The sequence below is a fragment of the Salmonella enterica subsp. enterica serovar Typhimurium str. LT2 genome, from assembly GCF_000006945.2.
Lineage (GTDB): Bacteria > Pseudomonadota > Gammaproteobacteria > Enterobacterales > Enterobacteriaceae > Salmonella > Salmonella enterica.
This window is the reverse complement of record NC_003197.2, coordinates 2808207-2823197: the sequence shown is the minus strand read 5'-3', so window position 1 is coordinate 2823197 and position 14991 is coordinate 2808207. Positions and strand designations below refer to the sequence as shown.

Genomic DNA, 14991 nt, shown 5'->3' with positions numbered 1-14991 from the left:
AGAGGCTAACGTAAAATTAGAATAATTTTTTTGACCAGCCGAGTTTTGTGCTTAATGTATTGAAATAGCTATAGTCTTTGGGATGTATCAGGTTGAGATGGTAGTCGCAGCGGCGAATCAGCACATCTTCTCCTTCCTGAATAGGCAGCGCTATCTGACTGTCGCAGCTAATTTCCAGATCGCTACGGCGATGCGAAAAACGCAGACGAATCGTGCTACTGCTGTTAATGACTAACGGGCGTGCCGACAAGGTATGCGGGAACATCGGCACCAGGGTGATGGCATCCAGTGAAGGGGTCAGAATAGGGCCGCCTGCGGAGAGCGAATAGGCGGTGGAGCCGGTCGGCGTAGAAATGATCAGACCATCAGATCGCTGTGAAAAAGCGAAGGTTTCATCAATATAAACCTCGAATTCGATCATATGCGCCACTTTTCCCGGATGCAGCACCACTTCATTAATGGCTGTGCTGATACGCTTCTGGCGGTCCTGTTGGCAGACCTGCGCTTCCAGCAGAAAACGTTTTTCGGAGATATAGCGCCCTTCCAGCACATCAGATAATTGTTGCAGGGCGTTGTCCGGATCGAGATCGGTCAGGAAGCCAAGATTACCGCGGTTAATGCCAATCACATTGATGTCATAACGCGCCAGCGTACGCGCTGCGCCAAGCATATTGCCGTCGCCGCCCACAACTACCGCCAGATCCGCCTGTTGACCAATTTCCGCCAGCGTGCCGGTTGGCACATTTTTTAGCTGTAATTCGTGGGCGATTTGTTGCTCCACAATGACCTCATAACCCTGATCGCATAGCCAACGGTAGAGCATTTCATGTGTCGTGAGTGCGGTGGGATGACGCGGATGCCCCACAATGCCGATACACTTGAAATGATTATTCATTTTTCTGAGGTCCTTGTAGCGAAGATTGATGACAATGTGAGTACTTCCCTTGAAACCCTGAATCTGATCCCCATAATAAGCGAAGTTAGCGAGATGAATGCGAAAAAAACGCGGAGAAATTCATGAGTAGTAAAGAACAGAAAACGCCTGAGGGGCAAGCCCCGGAAGAAATTATCATGGATCAGCACGAAGAGGTTGAGGCAGTTGAACCAAACGATTCTGCTGAGCAGGTGGATCCGCGCGATGAAAAAATTGCGAATCTGGAAGTTCAGCTTGCAGAAGCCCAGACTCGCGAACGCGACACCGTGTTGCGCATCAAAGCGGAAATGGAAAACCTGCGCCGTCGTACTGAACAGGATATCGAAAAAGCGCATAAATTCGCTCTCGAGAAGTTCGTCAACGAATTGCTGCCGGTCATCGATAGCCTGGATCGCGCGCTGGAAGTCGCAGACAAAGCCAATCCGGATATGGCGGCAATGGTCGAAGGGATTGAGCTGACGCTGAAGTCTATGCTGGATGTGGTGCGTAAATTCGGCGTGGAAGTGATTGCTGAGACCAACGTGCCGCTGGACCCGAACGTGCATCAGGCGATTGCGATGGTGGAGTCGGAAGAGGTTCCGGCAGGCAATGTGCTGGGTATTATGCAGAAAGGCTATACGCTGAACGGTCGTACCATTCGCGCGGCGATGGTGACTGTAGCGAAGGCGAAGTAAAAGTTTGATGGCCGATGTAAAGTCGGCCATTTTTTTAGCTTAAAAAATCCTGCACTTCCAGCCACGGCGTGTTGAAGTCCTCTATTTTTTTATATTCGCTCATTGGCAGAACGACCACATTATAGGTGTCAGATCCTTCATTCAGATCAAAAATCTGGAAGCCCCTCTTATTGAGTTCGGTCTGGATGCGTTCAAAGATCTCGTCAAGGTAACGGTCCCCGGCTTCACAGACATCGGAGATTTCATCCTCTTGGGTTATTTCGACAAGAAGATTTCTTAATTCCTCAGAATCCGTCAGGTTTTTTGTGAGTTCATAAAAGCGATCTGCGGCAAAATTAGCCAGTTCGCCTTCTTCATCTTCACCTTTCCAGTCAACGAGGTGAATAAATCCTTCGCCGCGTAGAACTTGTAAAAATGCCTGTGCCAGCTCGTTATTTCCGAGATCGCCACCGCTACAATCCAGGACGTCCTGCAACCCATATTCGTCTTCATCTTCGTCTTCAAAGATTTCAGGTTGCGTCGAAAGTTGAGAGAAAATAGTGGGCCATAAGGTTGGGTTGTGTGATAAAAAAACGTTGGCGACGACGTTGAGGTCGTCTGCAAAATTCTTATCCCATTCAATTACATAATCTTCTGACATAACATCAATATCCTTTCTGAATGCCTGAAAAGACATTATTGCATTGTTAAGTAAATGGCAGGAATTGATGGAATCTTAAAAGACGGCGATAAAAAAGGCGAACCGGAGTTCGCCATTGTGTTACTCCGCCACACTCTCGCGCAGCGGTTTTACCGGTACAACCTTTACCTGCTTAATCATATTTTCCTGTACATCGAGAATATCTATATCGTACTGCTCAATGCGCACGCGCGTGCCAGCAACCGGAATTTCCTCCAGCGCCTCCAGAATCACCCCGTTGACGGTGCGCGCGTCATCTTCCGGCAGGTGCCAGTTAAACGCTTTATTGATTTCCCGGACGTTGGCGGTACCGTCAATAATGACCGAACCGTCGTTTTGCGGCGTGACCTCTTCCGCCAGTGTCGGCGACATCGATGTGGTGAAGTCGCCAACGATCTCCTCGAGAATATCTTCCACGGTGACCAGCCCCTGGATATCGCCATATTCGTTGACGACCAGTCCGACTTTCTTTTTATTGCGCTGAAATTTAATCAGTTGCGTACTGAGCGGCGTACCTTCCGGGACGTAATAGATTTCATCGGCGGCGCGCAGCATCATCTCTTTGGTGAACTCTTTTTTCTCGGCCATTAACCGCCAGGCTTCACGCACGCGCAGCATACTGATGGCGTCATCCAGCGAATCGCGATAGAGCACAATGCGTCCGTGCGGCGAGTGGGTGAGCTGCCGCTCGATAGACTTCCAGTCGTCATTGATATCGATCCCGATAATTTCATTACGCGGCACCATGATGTCATCCACGCTGACCTTTTCCAGATCGAGAACCGACAGCAGCATATCCTGATTGCGGCGAGAGATTTGCGAACGGGATTCATGCACGATAGTGCGTAATTCCTCTTTGCTTAACGACCCGCTGACCACGATGTCCGTTTTAATTCCCATCAGACGCATCAGCAGGCGGGTGATGGTGTTAAGTAACCACACCAGCGGCATCATCAGTATCTGTAACGGCGCCAGCAGGAAGCTGCTGGGATAGGCCACTTTTTCCGGATAGAGCGCGGCGATAGTTTTGGGCAGGACTTCAGCAAAAACTAACACGACAAACGTCAGTACCCCGGTGGCGATAGCCACGCCGGCGTCGCCGTAAAGCCGCATACCCACAATCGTGCCGAGCGCCGAGGCAAGAATGTTGACCAGGTTATTGCCGATCAGCACCAGGCTTATCAGTCGATCGGGTTTACGCAATAATTTTTCTACCCGTTTTGCCGAGCGATTACCTTGCTTCGCCATATGGCGTAAACGGTAACGGTTTAGCGTCATCATTCCAGTTTCGGAACCGGAAAAATAGGCCGAGATGACCACCATGATGATTAATATGATAATCAGCGTGGTGGTGGAGATGTGTTCCAGGGGAAACTCCTTTAAAAGCTTAGCTTACAAATTGCTGTAATATGCGGCTACCAAAATAGGCCAGCGTCAGAATACCCGCGCCTGCGACGTTAAACCACACGACCCGCCGACCCCGCCAGCCTTCATGGTAATGCCCCCACAGCAGAACGATATAGACAAACCATGCCACGATAGAGAGCACGGCTTTATCAATATTTTCAGTACTGAACAGGTTATGCATGTAAAACAGGCCGGTACACAGAGTAAGGGTCAGCAGTACGACGCCAATCTGCGTGATATGAAACATTTTGCGCTCAATGCTCATCAATGGCGGCATTTCATTACTAAACGCCAGCTTTTTGTTCTTCAACTGATAGTCGATCCACGCCAGCTGTAGCGCATACAGAGCGGCGATTATCAGCGTCGCGTAAGAGAAAAGCGACAGACCGATGTGCACCATCATGCCTGGGGTCGCTTCCAGATGCGTAATATATTCATTAGGCATGAACGTGGCGAAGGCCAGGTTAATCAGCGCAAAAGCATAGACAATAGGCAGAAGTAGCCAGCCGCGATTACGCGACGCGACAATGGTCATCACCGTGCAGATCATCAGGCTGACCAGCGAACCGACATTCAGCAGGCTCAGGTTTTGTCCACTGTCGCCGCCGGGCAGAATACGCGATTCCAGCGCGACAGCATGGCACACCAGCGCGATGACCGCAGAAAGAATAGCCATACGCCGCCAGCCGCTGTTTTTTTGCAACAGTCCGGGAACGATCAGCGCGAGGCTGAAGGAGTAGGCGACAAGGGCAAGTAAAGCAAAAACGGGCATAGTTGTGTCGACAGTTGACCAGTGAGAAAGAGAAGCAGTATAGCGTTACGTGACCGCAGCTCCAACCGTTGCATAACAACAAAGACGGCTTCATGGTATACTGTGGCGAAATTCTGTAACTGTGTCGCTGCGGCGACCAACCGTTTCCACCCCAGGCGAGAGACAATGTTTGATAATTTAACCGATCGTTTGTCGCGCACGCTGCGCAATATCAGTGGCCGTGGGCGCCTTACTGAAGACAACGTTAAAGAGACGCTGCGCGAAGTGCGCATGGCGCTGCTGGAGGCTGACGTTGCGCTGCCGGTAGTGCGTGAGTTCATCAATCGCGTAAAAGAGAAAGCGGTTGGTCATGAAGTTAACAAGAGCCTGACCCCAGGGCAGGAGTTCGTCAAGATTGTCCGTAGCGAACTGGTTGCGGCGATGGGCGAAGAGAACCAGACGCTGAATTTAGCTGCGCAGCCGCCAGCCGTAGTATTGATGGCGGGTCTGCAGGGGGCGGGTAAAACCACCAGCGTCGGTAAGTTGGGTAAATTCTTGCGCGAGAAGCACAAGAAGAAAGTGCTGGTCGTCTCTGCCGACGTCTATCGCCCGGCGGCGATCAAACAGCTCGAAACGCTGGCTGAGCAGGTTGGCGTGGATTTCTTCCCGTCTGATGTCGGCCAGAAACCGGTTGATATCGTCAACGCCGCGCTGAAAGAAGCGAAGCTCAAATTCTACGACGTGCTGCTGGTGGATACCGCCGGTCGTCTGCATGTTGACGAAGCGATGATGGACGAAATCAAACAGGTCCACGCTTCTATCAAGCCAGTAGAAACGCTGTTTGTCGTCGATGCGATGACCGGTCAGGATGCGGCGAATACCGCAAAAGCCTTTAACGAAGCGCTGCCGTTAACCGGCGTGGTGCTGACCAAAGTTGATGGTGATGCGCGTGGCGGTGCGGCGCTCTCTATTCGTCATATCACCGGCAAGCCGATTAAATTCCTCGGTGTCGGCGAGAAAACCGACGCGCTGGAGCCATTCCATCCGGATCGTATCGCCTCGCGTATTCTCGGCATGGGCGACGTACTGTCTCTTATCGAAGATATCGAAAGCAAAGTTGACCGCGCACAGGCTGAGAAGCTGGCGACCAAACTGAAGAAAGGCGACGGTTTCGACCTGAACGACTTCCTGGAACAGCTCAAACAGATGAAAAACATGGGCGGTATGGCCAGTCTGATGGGCAAATTACCGGGCATGGGGCAGATTCCGGACAACGTTAAATCGCAGATGGATGACAAGGTGCTGGTGCGTATGGAGGCGATCATCAATTCGATGACGCTGAAAGAACGCGCGAAGCCGGAAATCATCAAAGGTTCCCGCAAGCGTCGTATCGCGCAGGGCTGTGGGATGCAGGTGCAGGACGTTAACCGCCTTCTGAAACAGTTCGACGACATGCAGCGCATGATGAAGAAGATGAAGAAGGGCGGGATGGCGAAGATGATGCGGAGTATGAAGGGGATGATGCCGCCAGGCTTCCCGGGTAGATAAATATATCGGGCTACCTTATTTGCCATTTTGACGCCGGAGTGTGCTCGACAAAACACGATAGTGTTTTGAACGCCCTTTAGGGCGGCCCGAAGGGCGAGCGGAGCGAGTAAATGCTCACGTACTGCGTGTACGCTCCGCTTTCTGCGCGCACGCCGACGCCAAACTGGCTGCAACGGTCACGCCCTGGAATCAAGCTTCATCACATGTTGATTGCTTTTTTCCCAGAAATCAGTAAAATTTTCGGGCTTTTAATATGACGCCGGGCTCCGTTCCTCGATGGGGCCCGGTTGTTTTATTCACACAAGAGGATGTTATGGTAACTATTCGTTTAGCTCGTCACGGCGCTAAAAAGCGTCCGTTCTACCAGGTTGTTGTCACCGACAGCCGTAATGCACGCAACGGTCGCTTCATTGAGCGCGTTGGTTTCTTCAACCCAATCGCTAGCGAAAAAGAAGAAGGCACCCGCCTGGATCTGGATCGCATCGCTCACTGGGTTGGCCAGGGCGCAACCATTTCCGATCGCGTTGCGGCGCTGATCAAAGAAGTAAAAAAAGCAGCTTAATCTGTCACGGTGGTCATGATGAGCAAGCAACTCGCCGCACAAGTACCCGCTGAACCGGTTGTACTGGGGAAAATGGGTTCTTCATACGGTATCCGTGGTTGGCTCAGAGTGTTTTCCTCCACTGAAGACGCCGAAAGCATTTTTGACTATCAGCCCTGGTTTATCCAGAAGGCGGGTCAGTGGCAGCAGGTACAGCTGGAAAGCTGGAAGCACCACAATCAGGATCTGATCATCAAGCTGAAAGGCGTTGACGATCGAGATGCCGCGAATCTTCTGACCAATTGCGAAATTGTCGTGGATTCCTCGCAACTTCCTGCGCTTGAGGAGGGAGACTACTACTGGAAAGACCTGATGGGCTGCCAGGTAGTCACCGCTGAAGGCTACGATCTCGGTAAAGTTATCGACATGATGGAAACCGGGTCGAATGACGTTCTCGTCATTAAGGCGAACCTGAAAGATGCATTTGGTATCAAGGAACGACTAGTACCGTTCCTCGATGGGCAGGTTATCAAGAAAGTCGATCTCGCTACTCGTACTATCGAAGTAGACTGGGATCCTGGTTTTTAAACCACCGAATAAACGGTAATAAATGGCGTTATGGGGATTGGCTTGTGTTTATTGGCATAGTTAGCCTGTTTCCTGAAATGTTCCGCGCAATTACCGATTACGGGGTAACTGGCCGGGCAGTAAAAAAAGGCCTGCTGAACATCCAAAGCTGGAGTCCTCGCGACTTCGCGCATGACCGGCACCGTACCGTGGACGACCGTCCTTACGGCGGCGGACCGGGGATGTTAATGATGGTGCAACCCTTGCGGGACGCCATTCACGCAGCAAAAGCCGCGGCAGGTGAAGGCGCTAAAGTGATTTATCTGTCGCCTCAGGGACGCAAGCTTGATCAAGCGGGCGTTAGCGAGCTGGCCACGAATCAGAAGCTTATTCTGGTGTGTGGTCGCTACGAAGGCGTAGATGAGCGCGTAATTCAGACCGAAATTGACGAAGAATGGTCAATTGGCGATTACGTTCTCAGCGGTGGCGAACTACCGGCAATGACGCTGATTGACTCCGTCGCCCGGTTTATACCGGGGGTTCTGGGGCATGAGGCATCAGCAATCGAAGATTCGTTTGCTGATGGGTTGCTGGATTGTCCGCACTATACGCGCCCTGAAGTGTTAGAGGGGATGGAAGTACCGCCAGTATTGCTGTCGGGAAACCATGCTGAGATACGTCGCTGGCGTTTGAAACAGTCGCTGGGCCGAACCTGGCTTAGAAGACCTGAACTTCTGGAAAACCTGGCTCTGACTGAAGAGCAAGCAAGGTTGCTGGCGGAGTTCAAAACAGAACACGCACAACAGCAGCATAAACATGATGGGATGGCATAGGCCCCCGAATATCAGTTTACCCAGGATAAGAGATTAAATTATGAGCAACATTATTAAGCAACTTGAACAAGAGCAGATGAAGCAGAACGTACCTTCCTTCCGTCCGGGCGATACCGTGGAAGTGAAAGTATGGGTTGTTGAAGGTACCAAGAAACGTCTGCAGGCATTCGAGGGCGTGGTTATCGCTATTCGTAACCGCGGTCTGCACTCTGCATTCACTGTTCGTAAAATTTCCAACGGCGAAGGCGTTGAGCGTGTCTTCCAGACTCACTCTCCGGTAGTTGACAGCATTGCTGTTAAACGTCGTGGTGCTGTTCGTAAAGCTAAACTGTACTACCTGCGTGAGCGTACTGGTAAAGCGGCTCGTATCAAAGAGCGTCTTAACTAAGAACGCGCTTTCGCAACATCCGAAAGCTTGTAGAAAAGAAGGGGCTGGCATTACGCTGGCCCCTTTTTTATGGGTTTGCTCCACGCCATAGATGGTTGCATGATTAGGCTGGGTCAGTGGTCTCAACGCTGAGTCAGAAACGGCCAGGCCCGTTCCTTAGTTTAGCGAGCGCTCCGCACGCCGGTGTTTAGCCTGATACATATTTCGATCGGCCAGTTCTTGTAGTTTTTCGGCAGTGGCATGTTCCCATGTCAGCGCAAAGCCAATACTCAGGGTCATCGTTATTCGCTGGCCGTTATGCAGTTCAAAAGGTCGATTAAACGCCTGGGATAGCGCTGCGCAAATACGTTGTACTTCATATTCCGAATGTACATCGTAAAGCACCATCGCAAATTCATCGCCGCCGAGTCGGTAAGTCTGATAACGGCTACCACCGAATTCCGCTAATCTTTTGGCAACCTCTATAAGTACGCGGTCGCCTGCCGCATGTCCCCAGGTATCATTAATATATTTAAAGTTATCGCCATCCAGAAATAACAATGCCGAACTGCTACGAGCGGAATTGTCCTTCATCAGCGCGTTAATACAGCTGCGAAATGCCGCGCGATTGGCAAGCCCCGTCAGCGGATCGTGCAACGCGGTACGTAGTAACTGGGCATTTTTAGCCTGAAGCCGTAGCTGCCATTCTTCCATCTCATCCAGAAGGCTATTGAAATCCTGCGCAAACAGGTGAAATTCCGCAATACGCTCATCAGGTACCCGGCGTGAAAAATTTCGGTTAGTGCGAACGTCGTGTACAACTTCAGTAATATTTTGCAGCGCATCCACAACGCCATTGTGTAAATAACGCGTGAGCAGCAGGGCAATGCCGGATGCCAGCAGAATACATCCTGTCAGCACTGCCAGCGATAGCCAGATAAAATGACCAATAAGGCTGTCGCGGGCGACAAGCCGTACTTCGCCGATGGCCCTGCCGTTGTGCCAGACGGGTTGTGATACCGGCAATGGAAAAAGCCAGTGGCTAATTAAGCCAATGAGCTTATCGTCTGCGGCTCGCGCATCATAGCGCCATGAGGCGATAGTACGGCCATTTTTATCGCGGACCTCCGCCGCTGAAAATTGTCCCTGGCGTCCCAGTGTGGCGAGCGTTTCCGCTGCGGCCGCGTTATCGGAAAATACCAGTGCCGCTTCAAGGCTATGGGCCATTGTGGCGGCGGTCAAATCGAGATTCTTTTGCGCATACTGTTTGAGCGTAAGGACAGACGCAACGCAAATTAATAGCCAGATCAATGTCATTGTAAGCAGCACGCTGATTATACTAATCCGCCGTAGTGTGCGTTTAAATGTTGGCCTGGACAGAGAAAATTCCTTATTCATGCTTTTGATTCCGTGCAAGCATTAATACTTCTGGATTTACTCTCACGCCGCTATGCGAGAGGGAGTCCAGGTTGACGGAAAATTTGACTTCATCATTGTTAATGATCAGACAAAATGCGCTGCCAATAATACATTCGGTATTTTGCTCGGCAATTAATAACAAGGCATTAACTGGATAATGACGCGTTAACTCCACCTGATAAGCTGGCGATTCATTGCCAAAGTAAAAACCATCACAGCGGGCGCTCAGGGCTTCTTGTGTGGTACGGATGACAAGCGGTTGATAAGGGAAAGCCCAGTCAGCCTCTTCGCTAAGTACCCTGACAAAACGCGCAGATGAAAATATGCATAGCCTTGGCGGCCCGGATAACGCCGGCCAGTGTGTATAACTGACGATACCGGAGACGATGGCGCGTACGGATTTCTCTTCTTCCGTGACGCGTTGAGCATACAGAGGCAAGCTTGCTAATAATAGCGATAACAGAAGGATAAATCGGTGAGAAAAACGCATTAACAAGTCCCCACCATCTTCAGTCGTAAAGCATTAAAATACATCCGTGATTGTTTGTAGCAAAATAACATTATTTTGCCATATCGTCATTATGTCTTATTGATAATATGAATAATTTAAGTGATATCCCTGATATTAAATTCTTGTGATAATGGTATTAATCACCCTATATCAGAAAGTAAAAATATGTGTGCGGAGAAAAAATAATCAAAAAATAGCGAGCATCGCTCATTTTACCGCTTTTCTGAGGCTGGGAATAAAATAATTCACTTGTTGTGTAAAGTTTTTGATACGAAATGAGGGAGATTAATCGACGATTGCGCATGGTGTAAAGTTTATTTTACGTAATATGGATTGAAATCTTTACTTTTTGTGGTATGGTTTAAACATCCTCGTGGAGGATCAACTATCGCAAACAAGAAAAGACAGGATCGCCATCATGCAAAAAGACGCGCTGAATAACGTACGTATCACCGATGAACAGGTATTAATGACGCCGGAGCAGCTTAAAGCGGCCTTTCCCTTGAGCCTGGCGCAGGAAGCGCAGATAGCGCAGTCCCGGGGAATCATTTCTGACATTATTGCCGGGCGCGATCCGCGTCTGTTGGTGGTATGCGGTCCTTGTTCTATTCACGATCCTGAAACCGCTCTGGAATATGCCCGTCGATTTAAAGCCCTTGCCGCAGAGGTCAGCGATAGCCTCTATCTGGTAATGCGCGTCTATTTTGAAAAGCCGCGAACTACCGTCGGCTGGAAAGGGCTGATTAACGATCCTCACATGGATGGCTCATTTGATGTGGAAGCCGGGTTGAAAATAGCGCGTCAGCTACTGGTGGAACTGGTGAATATGGGGTTGCCATTGGCGACCGAAGCGTTGGATCCGAACAGCCCGCAATACCTGGGCGATCTGTTTAGCTGGTCGGCGATAGGGGCGCGCACAACCGAATCGCAAACCCACCGCGAAATGGCGTCTGGTCTTTCTATGCCGGTCGGCTTTAAAAACGGCACGGATGGCAGCCTGGCGACAGCGATTAACGCCATGCGCGCCGCTGCGCAACCTCATCGTTTTGTTGGCATTAACCAGGCCGGTCAGGTTGCGTTATTGCAAACCCAGGGAAATCCGCATGGCCATGTGATTCTGCGTGGCGGCAAAGCGCCAAACTATAGCCCGGCAGATGTCGCTCAGTGTGAAAAAGAGATGGAACAGGCGGGACTACGTCCTTCGCTGATGGTAGATTGCAGTCATGGTAACTCCAATAAAGATTATCGCCGCCAGCCAGCCGTTGCCGAATCTGTGGTTGCGCAGATTAAAGATGGCAATCGTTCAATCATTGGCTTAATGATTGAAAGTAATATTCATGAGGGTAACCAGTCTTCCGAACAGCCGCGCAGCGAAATGAAGTATGGCGTTTCCGTCACCGATGCTTGTATTAGCTGGGAGATGACCGATGCCCTGTTACGTGAAATTCATAAAGATTTGAGCGGCCAGCTGGCGGTGCGCGTCGCATAAGAGGTTGTTATGGTTGCTGAATTGACCGCATTACGCGATCAAATAGATGATGTCGATAAAGCGTTGTTGAATTTACTGGCTAAGCGCCTGGAACTGGTTGCCAAAGTCGGCGAGGTGAAAAGCCGTTTTGGCCTGCCTATTTACGTGCCGGAGCGTGAGGCCTCTATGCTGGCTTCACGACGGGCGGAAGCAGAAGCGATCGGTGTCCCGCCCGATCTCATTGAAGATGTCCTGCGCCGGGTAATGCGTGAATCTTACTCCAGCGAAAATGATAAGGGGTTCAAAACGCTTTGTCCTTCTCTGCGTCCGGTCGTCATTGTGGGCGGCGGCGGACAGATGGGGCGTCTGTTTGAAAAAATGCTCACGCTGTCGGGCTATCAGGTCCGTATTCTGGAACAGCAGGACTGGCCGCGCGCCAGGGACATTGTCGCCGATGCCGGAATGGTGATCGTCAGCGTGCCGATTCATGTTACTGAACAGGTCATAGCGCAACTGCCGCCCCTGCCGTCCGACTGTATTCTGGTCGATCTGGCATCGGTGAAAAGCGGTCCGTTGCAGGCAATGTTGGCGGCCCATGATGGCCCCGTGTTGGGCTTGCATCCGATGTTTGGTCCGGACAGCGGGAGCCTGGCGAAGCAGGTGGTGGTCTGGTGTGACGGGCGTCAACCGGAAGCGTATCAGTGGTTCCTTGAGCAAATCCAGGTGTGGGGCGCGCGGTTGCATCGAATTAGCGCTGTCGAGCACGATCAGAACATGGCTTTTATCCAGGCGTTGCGCCACTTTGCTACCTTCGCTTATGGGCTGCATCTGGCGGAAGAGAACGTCCAGCTTGAGCAGCTTCTGGCGCTATCATCGCCGATTTATCGACTGGAGCTGGCGATGGTCGGGCGTCTGTTCGCCCAGGACCCGCAACTGTATGCGGACATTATTATGTCGTCGGAGCGCAATCTGGCGCTTATCAAGCGTTACTATAAACGTTTTGGCGATGCGATCGGGTTACTGGAACAGGGTGATAAGCAGGCTTTTATCGACAGTTTTCGCAAAGTTGAACACTGGTTTGGCGATTATGCCAGACGCTTCCAGAATGAAAGCCGTGTGTTATTGCGTCAGGCGAATGACAGCCGACCATAATGATGACATCTATACTAAAAGCCAGCTTTGCTGGCTTTTTTCGTTTAAGGAACCGTTATGACTACGCCGCACGTTTTATTTGATTATGTCGGACATCTACCAGAATGCCCCACATGGAGCGAGGATGAAAGCGCGCTGTATTGGACCGATATCCTGGAACAGGAGATCCATCGTTACCATCCGGCGAGTGGGACGCATAGCGTGCTGGTGTTTCCGGAAGAGGTGGGCTGTTTTGCCTTGCGTGAGCAGGGCGGATTTATTGTGGCCATGCGTCATGCTATCTGGCTGGCCGATAAAAATGGATTATTGCAGCGTAAGGTTTGCGACAATCCCTCTAATACGAAACTGGCGCGTTTTAACGATGGCGGCACTGATGGCGATGGACGTTTTTATGCCGGAACGTTCTGGGCGCCAGGTGACTATAATGGCGCGTTGCTGATGCGGATCGATCATGACCTGACGGCAAAAGTGATCCAGTGCGATATCCAGGGACACAACGGCCTGGCGTTCAGCCCGGATAACCAGTGGATGTATACCTCCGATACGCCGAATGGCGTGATATACCGCACGTTACTTGATAAGCATGGCGATCCGGGCAAGCGTGAACTTTTTCGCCATTTTGGCGAAGGAGAAGGACTTCCCGACGGCGCGGCGATGGATAGCGAAGGGTGCTACTGGAGCGCGATGTTTGACGGCTGGCGCGTGGCGCGTTTCTCACCGCAAGAAGAGCAGCTGGAAGAGTACCGGTTGCCGGTACGTTGTCCGACGATGGTTTGCTTTGGCGGCGCAGATATGAAAACGCTGTTTATTACAACTACCAGAGAAAATATGTCTGCTCAGGAAGTGGCGGATTATCCGCTCTCCGGCGCCATCTTCACCCTGCAGGTAGCCGTCGCAGGGATGAAGAAAAGCCGTTTTATTGAACGTCAGGCAGGTTCTACCGGCACGACGTTTTCGCTGGGATAGCAGCCAAGCACTTTCATTGAGCGCGTGATCTCGCCCAGCTCTTTTAGCGCGCTTTGCATTACCTGCGACTCCAGGTTCGCCTGAATATCGAGATAAAACATCTCTTCCCACGGATTGCCGTGAATGGGGCGCGACTCCAGTTTCGTCATGATGAGATTGTGGTTACGCAGCACCAGCAGCGCTTCGACCAGCGCGCCAGCTTGCTGCCCGGTGGCGATTAACAGAGTGGTTTTTGCCGGAACCTGATCGGAAACATTAATGGCTTTGCGCGCCAGTACCAGAAAGCGGGTGATATTCTGCGTCTGGTTTGCGGCGATGCGTTCCAGCACCTGTAATCCGTGCAACATGCCGCCTGCCTCGCTGCCGAGCGCCGCGACGCGCGGAGAGTTTGCCTGCGCGACTTTTTCCATCGCTGCCGACGTACTCTCGGTATAGTCGATTTTCCAGTGCGGATAGCGGCTCAAAAATTTACTGCACTGCTGAAACGGCTGCGGATGGCTGTACACCGTTTCGATGGTATTCAGATCTGTAGCGCCGGAAACCAGCACGCAGTGATCGATAGTGACAGTCATCTCACCGACAATCGACAGACTGGTGTGTTGCAATAAGTCGTACACATCATTGATAGCGCCGGAGCTGGTGTTCTCTATCGGAACCACGGCGTAATCGGCCTGGCCGGTTTCGACCTGATGAAAAATATCGGTGAATTTTGCGCAACCGCTCTCAATAAATTGCTCAAAATGGCGTGCAGCATACTGGCGCGCCGCGAGATGAGAATAGGAGCCTTTCGGCCCAAGAAACGCAATACGTGCCGAATGAGGGTGAGTATTATTCAGATGTTGTTGCAGCAGCGCCTGCTGAGTAAGCACGGAGTCTTCAATGATAAGCTGGAACAGACGGGTAATGTAGTGTGCGTCGAGATGGTGGGCTTTACCGAGATGGATGAGCCTGTCCAGCAGCGCGCGTTCACGATCGATATCCCGAACCGGACGATGCGACAGTAGTTTTGCTTGTCCCACTTCAATCGCCAGCGCGCGTCGTTTTGCCAGTAAGGCCAGTAACTCTTCGTCTAAAGCGCTGATTTTATCTCGCAGCGCCAGTAATGGGTTTTCCGATGTCATAGTGTTGCCTTTTTTGTTATCAATAAAAAAGGCCTCCCGGTGGGGGAGGCCTT

Annotated in this window: 17 protein-coding genes and 20 other annotated features; of the genes, 10 read left to right on the top strand and 7 right to left on the bottom strand. The window is 51.2% G+C overall.

Features of this window, described 5'->3' with window-relative positions:
* Nucleotides 1–16: 16 nt before the first annotated feature.
* Nucleotides 17–910, bottom strand: a protein-coding gene (yfjB, locus tag STM2683) for a putative kinase (protein NP_461613.1). Within the gene, nucleotides 17–895 belong to an annotated coding region; the region does not span the whole gene.
* Nucleotides 823–828, top strand: a ribosome-binding site (putative RBS for STM2682; RegulonDB:STMS1H002770). It overlaps the preceding gene by 6 nt.
* Between yfjB and STM2682 the strand changes: the two genes are divergently transcribed.
* Both STM2682 and grpE read left to right on the top strand, forming a co-directional pair.
* The gene (locus STM2682) for a putative cytoplasmic protein (RefSeq protein ID NP_449071.1) occupies nucleotides 823–1021 on the top strand. Within the gene, nucleotides 827–1021 belong to an annotated coding region; the region does not span the whole gene. The two genes, yfjB and STM2682, sit on opposite strands and share 88 nt — an antisense overlap.
* Nucleotides 905–910, bottom strand: a ribosome-binding site (putative RBS for yfjB; RegulonDB:STMS1H002771). Its footprint overlaps the gene before it by 6 nt.
* Nucleotides 1006–1011: a ribosome-binding site (putative RBS for grpE; RegulonDB:STMS1H002769), on the top strand.
* Nucleotides 1006–1608, top strand: a protein-coding gene (gene grpE, locus STM2681) for a molecular chaparone (RefSeq protein ID NP_461611.1). Within the gene, nucleotides 1018–1608 belong to an annotated coding region; the region does not span the whole gene. Before STM2682 ends, grpE begins: the two co-directional genes overlap by 16 nt.
* A gap of 34 nt (nucleotides 1609–1642) precedes the next feature.
* Here the strand turns inward: grpE and STM2680 are convergent.
* The 3 genes from STM2680 to corE all read right to left on the bottom strand — a co-directional run bounded on the left by STM2680 (nucleotide 1643) and on the right by corE (nucleotide 4466).
* Nucleotides 1643–2254 (bottom strand): putative cytoplasmic protein gene (locus tag STM2680; RefSeq protein ID NP_461610.1). Within the gene, nucleotides 1643–2248 belong to an annotated coding region; the region does not span the whole gene.
* Nucleotides 2249–2254, bottom strand: a ribosome-binding site (putative RBS for STM2680; RegulonDB:STMS1H002768). (Overlaps the previous gene by 6 nt.)
* Before the next feature lie 114 nt (nucleotides 2255–2368).
* Nucleotides 2369–3610, bottom strand: coding sequence for a hypothetical protein (yfjD, locus tag STM2679; RefSeq protein NP_461609.3), 1242 nt, complete (start codon nucleotides 3608–3610; stop codon nucleotides 2369–2371).
* A gap of 64 nt (nucleotides 3611–3674) precedes the next feature.
* Nucleotides 3675–4466, bottom strand: coding sequence for a putative cytochrome c-type biogenesis protein (gene corE / locus STM2678; protein NP_461608.1), 792 nt, complete (start codon nucleotides 4464–4466; stop codon nucleotides 3675–3677).
* 152 nt (nucleotides 4467–4618) lie between these two features.
* Nucleotides 4619–4624 (top strand) — a ribosome-binding site (putative RBS for ffh; RegulonDB:STMS1H002767).
* Between corE and ffh the strand changes: the two genes are divergently transcribed.
* The 5 genes from ffh to rplS all read left to right on the top strand — a co-directional run bounded on the left by ffh (nucleotide 4619) and on the right by rplS (nucleotide 8322).
* The gene (gene ffh, locus STM2677; RefSeq protein NP_461607.1) for a 4.5S-RNP protein occupies nucleotides 4619–5993 on the top strand. Within the gene, nucleotides 4632–5993 belong to an annotated coding region; the region does not span the whole gene. (Overlaps the previous feature by 6 nt.)
* A 304-nt stretch (nucleotides 5994–6297) precedes the next feature.
* Nucleotides 6298–6303: a ribosome-binding site (putative RBS for rpsP; RegulonDB:STMS1H002766), on the top strand.
* Nucleotides 6298–6555, top strand: a protein-coding gene (gene rpsP / locus STM2676; protein NP_461606.1) for a 30S ribosomal subunit protein S16. Within the gene, nucleotides 6307–6555 belong to an annotated coding region; the region does not span the whole gene. Its footprint overlaps the feature before it by 6 nt.
* A 6-nt stretch (nucleotides 6556–6561) precedes the next feature.
* Nucleotides 6562–6567: a ribosome-binding site (putative RBS for rimM; RegulonDB:STMS1H002765), on the top strand.
* Nucleotides 6562–7122 (top strand): 16S rRNA processing protein gene (rimM, locus tag STM2675; protein ID NP_461605.1). Within the gene, nucleotides 6574–7122 belong to an annotated coding region; the region does not span the whole gene. (Overlaps the previous feature by 6 nt.)
* A gap of 30 nt (nucleotides 7123–7152) precedes the next feature.
* Nucleotides 7153–7158, top strand: a ribosome-binding site (putative RBS for trmD; RegulonDB:STMS1H002764).
* Nucleotides 7153–7934 (top strand): tRNA (guanine-7-)-methyltransferase gene (gene trmD, locus STM2674; protein ID NP_461604.1). Within the gene, nucleotides 7167–7934 belong to an annotated coding region; the region does not span the whole gene. It overlaps the preceding feature by 6 nt.
* Nucleotides 7935–7955: 21 nt before the next feature.
* Nucleotides 7956–7961 (top strand) — a ribosome-binding site (putative RBS for rplS; RegulonDB:STMS1H002763).
* Nucleotides 7956–8322, top strand: a protein-coding gene (gene rplS / locus STM2673; protein NP_461603.1) for a 50S ribosomal subunit protein L19. Within the gene, nucleotides 7975–8322 belong to an annotated coding region; the region does not span the whole gene. Its footprint overlaps the feature before it by 6 nt.
* Before the next feature lie 156 nt (nucleotides 8323–8478).
* On the opposite strand, the gene yfiN is transcribed toward rplS, so the two are convergent.
* Together yfiN and yfiR are read right to left on the bottom strand one after the other, a co-directional pair.
* The gene (gene yfiN, locus STM2672; RefSeq protein NP_461602.1) for a putative diguanylate cyclase/phosphodiesterase occupies nucleotides 8479–9713 on the bottom strand. Within the gene, nucleotides 8479–9699 belong to an annotated coding region; the region does not span the whole gene.
* Nucleotides 9692–10224, bottom strand: a protein-coding gene (gene yfiR, locus STM2671) for a putative periplasmic protein (protein ID NP_461601.1). Within the gene, nucleotides 9692–10210 belong to an annotated coding region; the region does not span the whole gene. Before yfiR ends, yfiN begins: the two co-directional genes overlap by 22 nt.
* Nucleotides 9708–9713, bottom strand: a ribosome-binding site (putative RBS for yfiN; RegulonDB:STMS1H002762). (Overlaps the previous gene by 6 nt.)
* Nucleotides 10219–10224, bottom strand: a ribosome-binding site (putative RBS for yfiR; RegulonDB:STMS1H002761). Its footprint lies within the gene yfiR.
* Nucleotides 10225–10487: 263 nt before the next feature.
* Nucleotides 10488–10504, top strand: a protein binding site (putative binding site for TyrR, RegulonDB: STMS1H000394).
* A gap of 9 nt (nucleotides 10505–10513) precedes the next feature.
* Nucleotides 10514–10522, top strand: a -35 signal (putative -35_signal for aroF; RegulonDB:STMLTH004559).
* Between yfiR and aroF the strand changes: the two genes are divergently transcribed.
* From aroF to STM2668, 3 genes are all read left to right on the top strand, one after another.
* Nucleotides 10514–11720 (top strand): 3-deoxy-D-arabinoheptulosonate-7-phosphate synthase gene (gene aroF, locus STM2670; protein NP_461600.1). Within the gene, nucleotides 10650–11720 belong to an annotated coding region; the region does not span the whole gene. (Overlaps the previous feature by 9 nt.)
* Nucleotides 10530–10538: a -10 signal (putative -10_signal for aroF; RegulonDB:STMLTH004559), on the top strand. (Overlaps the previous gene by 9 nt.)
* Nucleotides 10539–10555, top strand: a protein binding site (putative binding site for TyrR, RegulonDB: STMS1H000386).
* Nucleotides 10637–10642, top strand: a ribosome-binding site (putative RBS for aroF; RegulonDB:STMS1H002760).
* Nucleotides 10659–10675, top strand: a protein binding site (putative binding site for TyrR, RegulonDB: STMS1H000388).
* Nucleotides 11721–11726 (top strand) — a ribosome-binding site (putative RBS for tyrA; RegulonDB:STMS1H002759).
* Nucleotides 11721–12851 (top strand): chorismate mutase T gene (tyrA, locus tag STM2669; RefSeq protein NP_461599.1). Within the gene, nucleotides 11730–12851 belong to an annotated coding region; the region does not span the whole gene. It overlaps the preceding feature by 6 nt.
* 50 nt (nucleotides 12852–12901) lie before the next feature.
* Nucleotides 12902–12907, top strand: a ribosome-binding site (putative RBS for STM2668; RegulonDB:STMS1H002758).
* The gene (locus STM2668; protein ID NP_461598.1) for a putative cytoplasmic protein occupies nucleotides 12902–13817 on the top strand. Within the gene, nucleotides 12909–13817 belong to an annotated coding region; the region does not span the whole gene. Its footprint overlaps the feature before it by 6 nt.
* Here STM2668 and pheA read toward each other — a convergent pair.
* The gene (pheA, locus tag STM2667; protein NP_461597.1) for a chorismate mutase P occupies nucleotides 13778–14949 on the bottom strand. Within the gene, nucleotides 13778–14938 belong to an annotated coding region; the region does not span the whole gene. The genes STM2668 and pheA overlap by 40 nt on opposite strands.
* Nucleotides 14944–14949 (bottom strand) — a ribosome-binding site (putative RBS for pheA; RegulonDB:STMS1H002757). (Overlaps the previous gene by 6 nt.)
* Nucleotides 14950–14991 lie beyond the last annotated feature (42 nt).

What these genes read in the sequence shown, in the direction of transcription:
- aroF (NP_461600.1), top strand. Translation starts at nt 10,650, where the DNA reads ATGCAAAAAGACGCGCTGAATAACGTACGTATCACCGATGAACAGGTA.
- STM2668 (NP_461598.1), top strand. Translation starts at nt 12,909, where the DNA reads ATGACTACGCCGCACGTTTTATTTGATTATGTCGGACATCTACCAGAA.
- pheA (NP_461597.1), bottom strand. Translation starts at nt 14,938, where the DNA reads ATGACATCGGAAAACCCATTACTGGCGCTGCGAGATAAAATCAGCGCT.
- yfjD (NP_461609.3), bottom strand. Translation starts at nt 3,610, where the DNA reads ATGGTGGTCATCTCGGCCTATTTTTCCGGTTCCGAAACTGGAATGATG.
- corE (NP_461608.1), bottom strand. Translation starts at nt 4,466, where the DNA reads ATGCCCGTTTTTGCTTTACTTGCCCTTGTCGCCTACTCCTTCAGCCTC.
- yfiN (NP_461602.1), bottom strand. Translation starts at nt 9,699, where the DNA reads ATGAATAAGGAATTTTCTCTGTCCAGGCCAACATTTAAACGCACACTA.
- rplS (NP_461603.1), top strand. Translation starts at nt 7,975, where the DNA reads ATGAGCAACATTATTAAGCAACTTGAACAAGAGCAGATGAAGCAGAAC.
- STM2682 (NP_449071.1), top strand. Translation starts at nt 827, where the DNA reads ATGTGTCGTGAGTGCGGTGGGATGACGCGGATGCCCCACAATGCCGAT.
- yfiR (NP_461601.1), bottom strand. Translation starts at nt 10,210, where the DNA reads ATGCGTTTTTCTCACCGATTTATCCTTCTGTTATCGCTATTATTAGCA.
- yfjB (NP_461613.1), bottom strand. Translation starts at nt 895, where the DNA reads ATGAATAATCATTTCAAGTGTATCGGCATTGTGGGGCATCCGCGTCAT.
- tyrA (NP_461599.1), top strand. Translation starts at nt 11,730, where the DNA reads ATGGTTGCTGAATTGACCGCATTACGCGATCAAATAGATGATGTCGAT.
- rpsP (NP_461606.1), top strand. Translation starts at nt 6,307, where the DNA reads ATGGTAACTATTCGTTTAGCTCGTCACGGCGCTAAAAAGCGTCCGTTC.
- grpE (NP_461611.1), top strand. Translation starts at nt 1,018, where the DNA reads ATGAGTAGTAAAGAACAGAAAACGCCTGAGGGGCAAGCCCCGGAAGAA.
- rimM (NP_461605.1), top strand. Translation starts at nt 6,574, where the DNA reads ATGAGCAAGCAACTCGCCGCACAAGTACCCGCTGAACCGGTTGTACTG.
- STM2680 (NP_461610.1), bottom strand. Translation starts at nt 2,248, where the DNA reads ATGTCAGAAGATTATGTAATTGAATGGGATAAGAATTTTGCAGACGAC.
- ffh (NP_461607.1), top strand. Translation starts at nt 4,632, where the DNA reads ATGTTTGATAATTTAACCGATCGTTTGTCGCGCACGCTGCGCAATATC.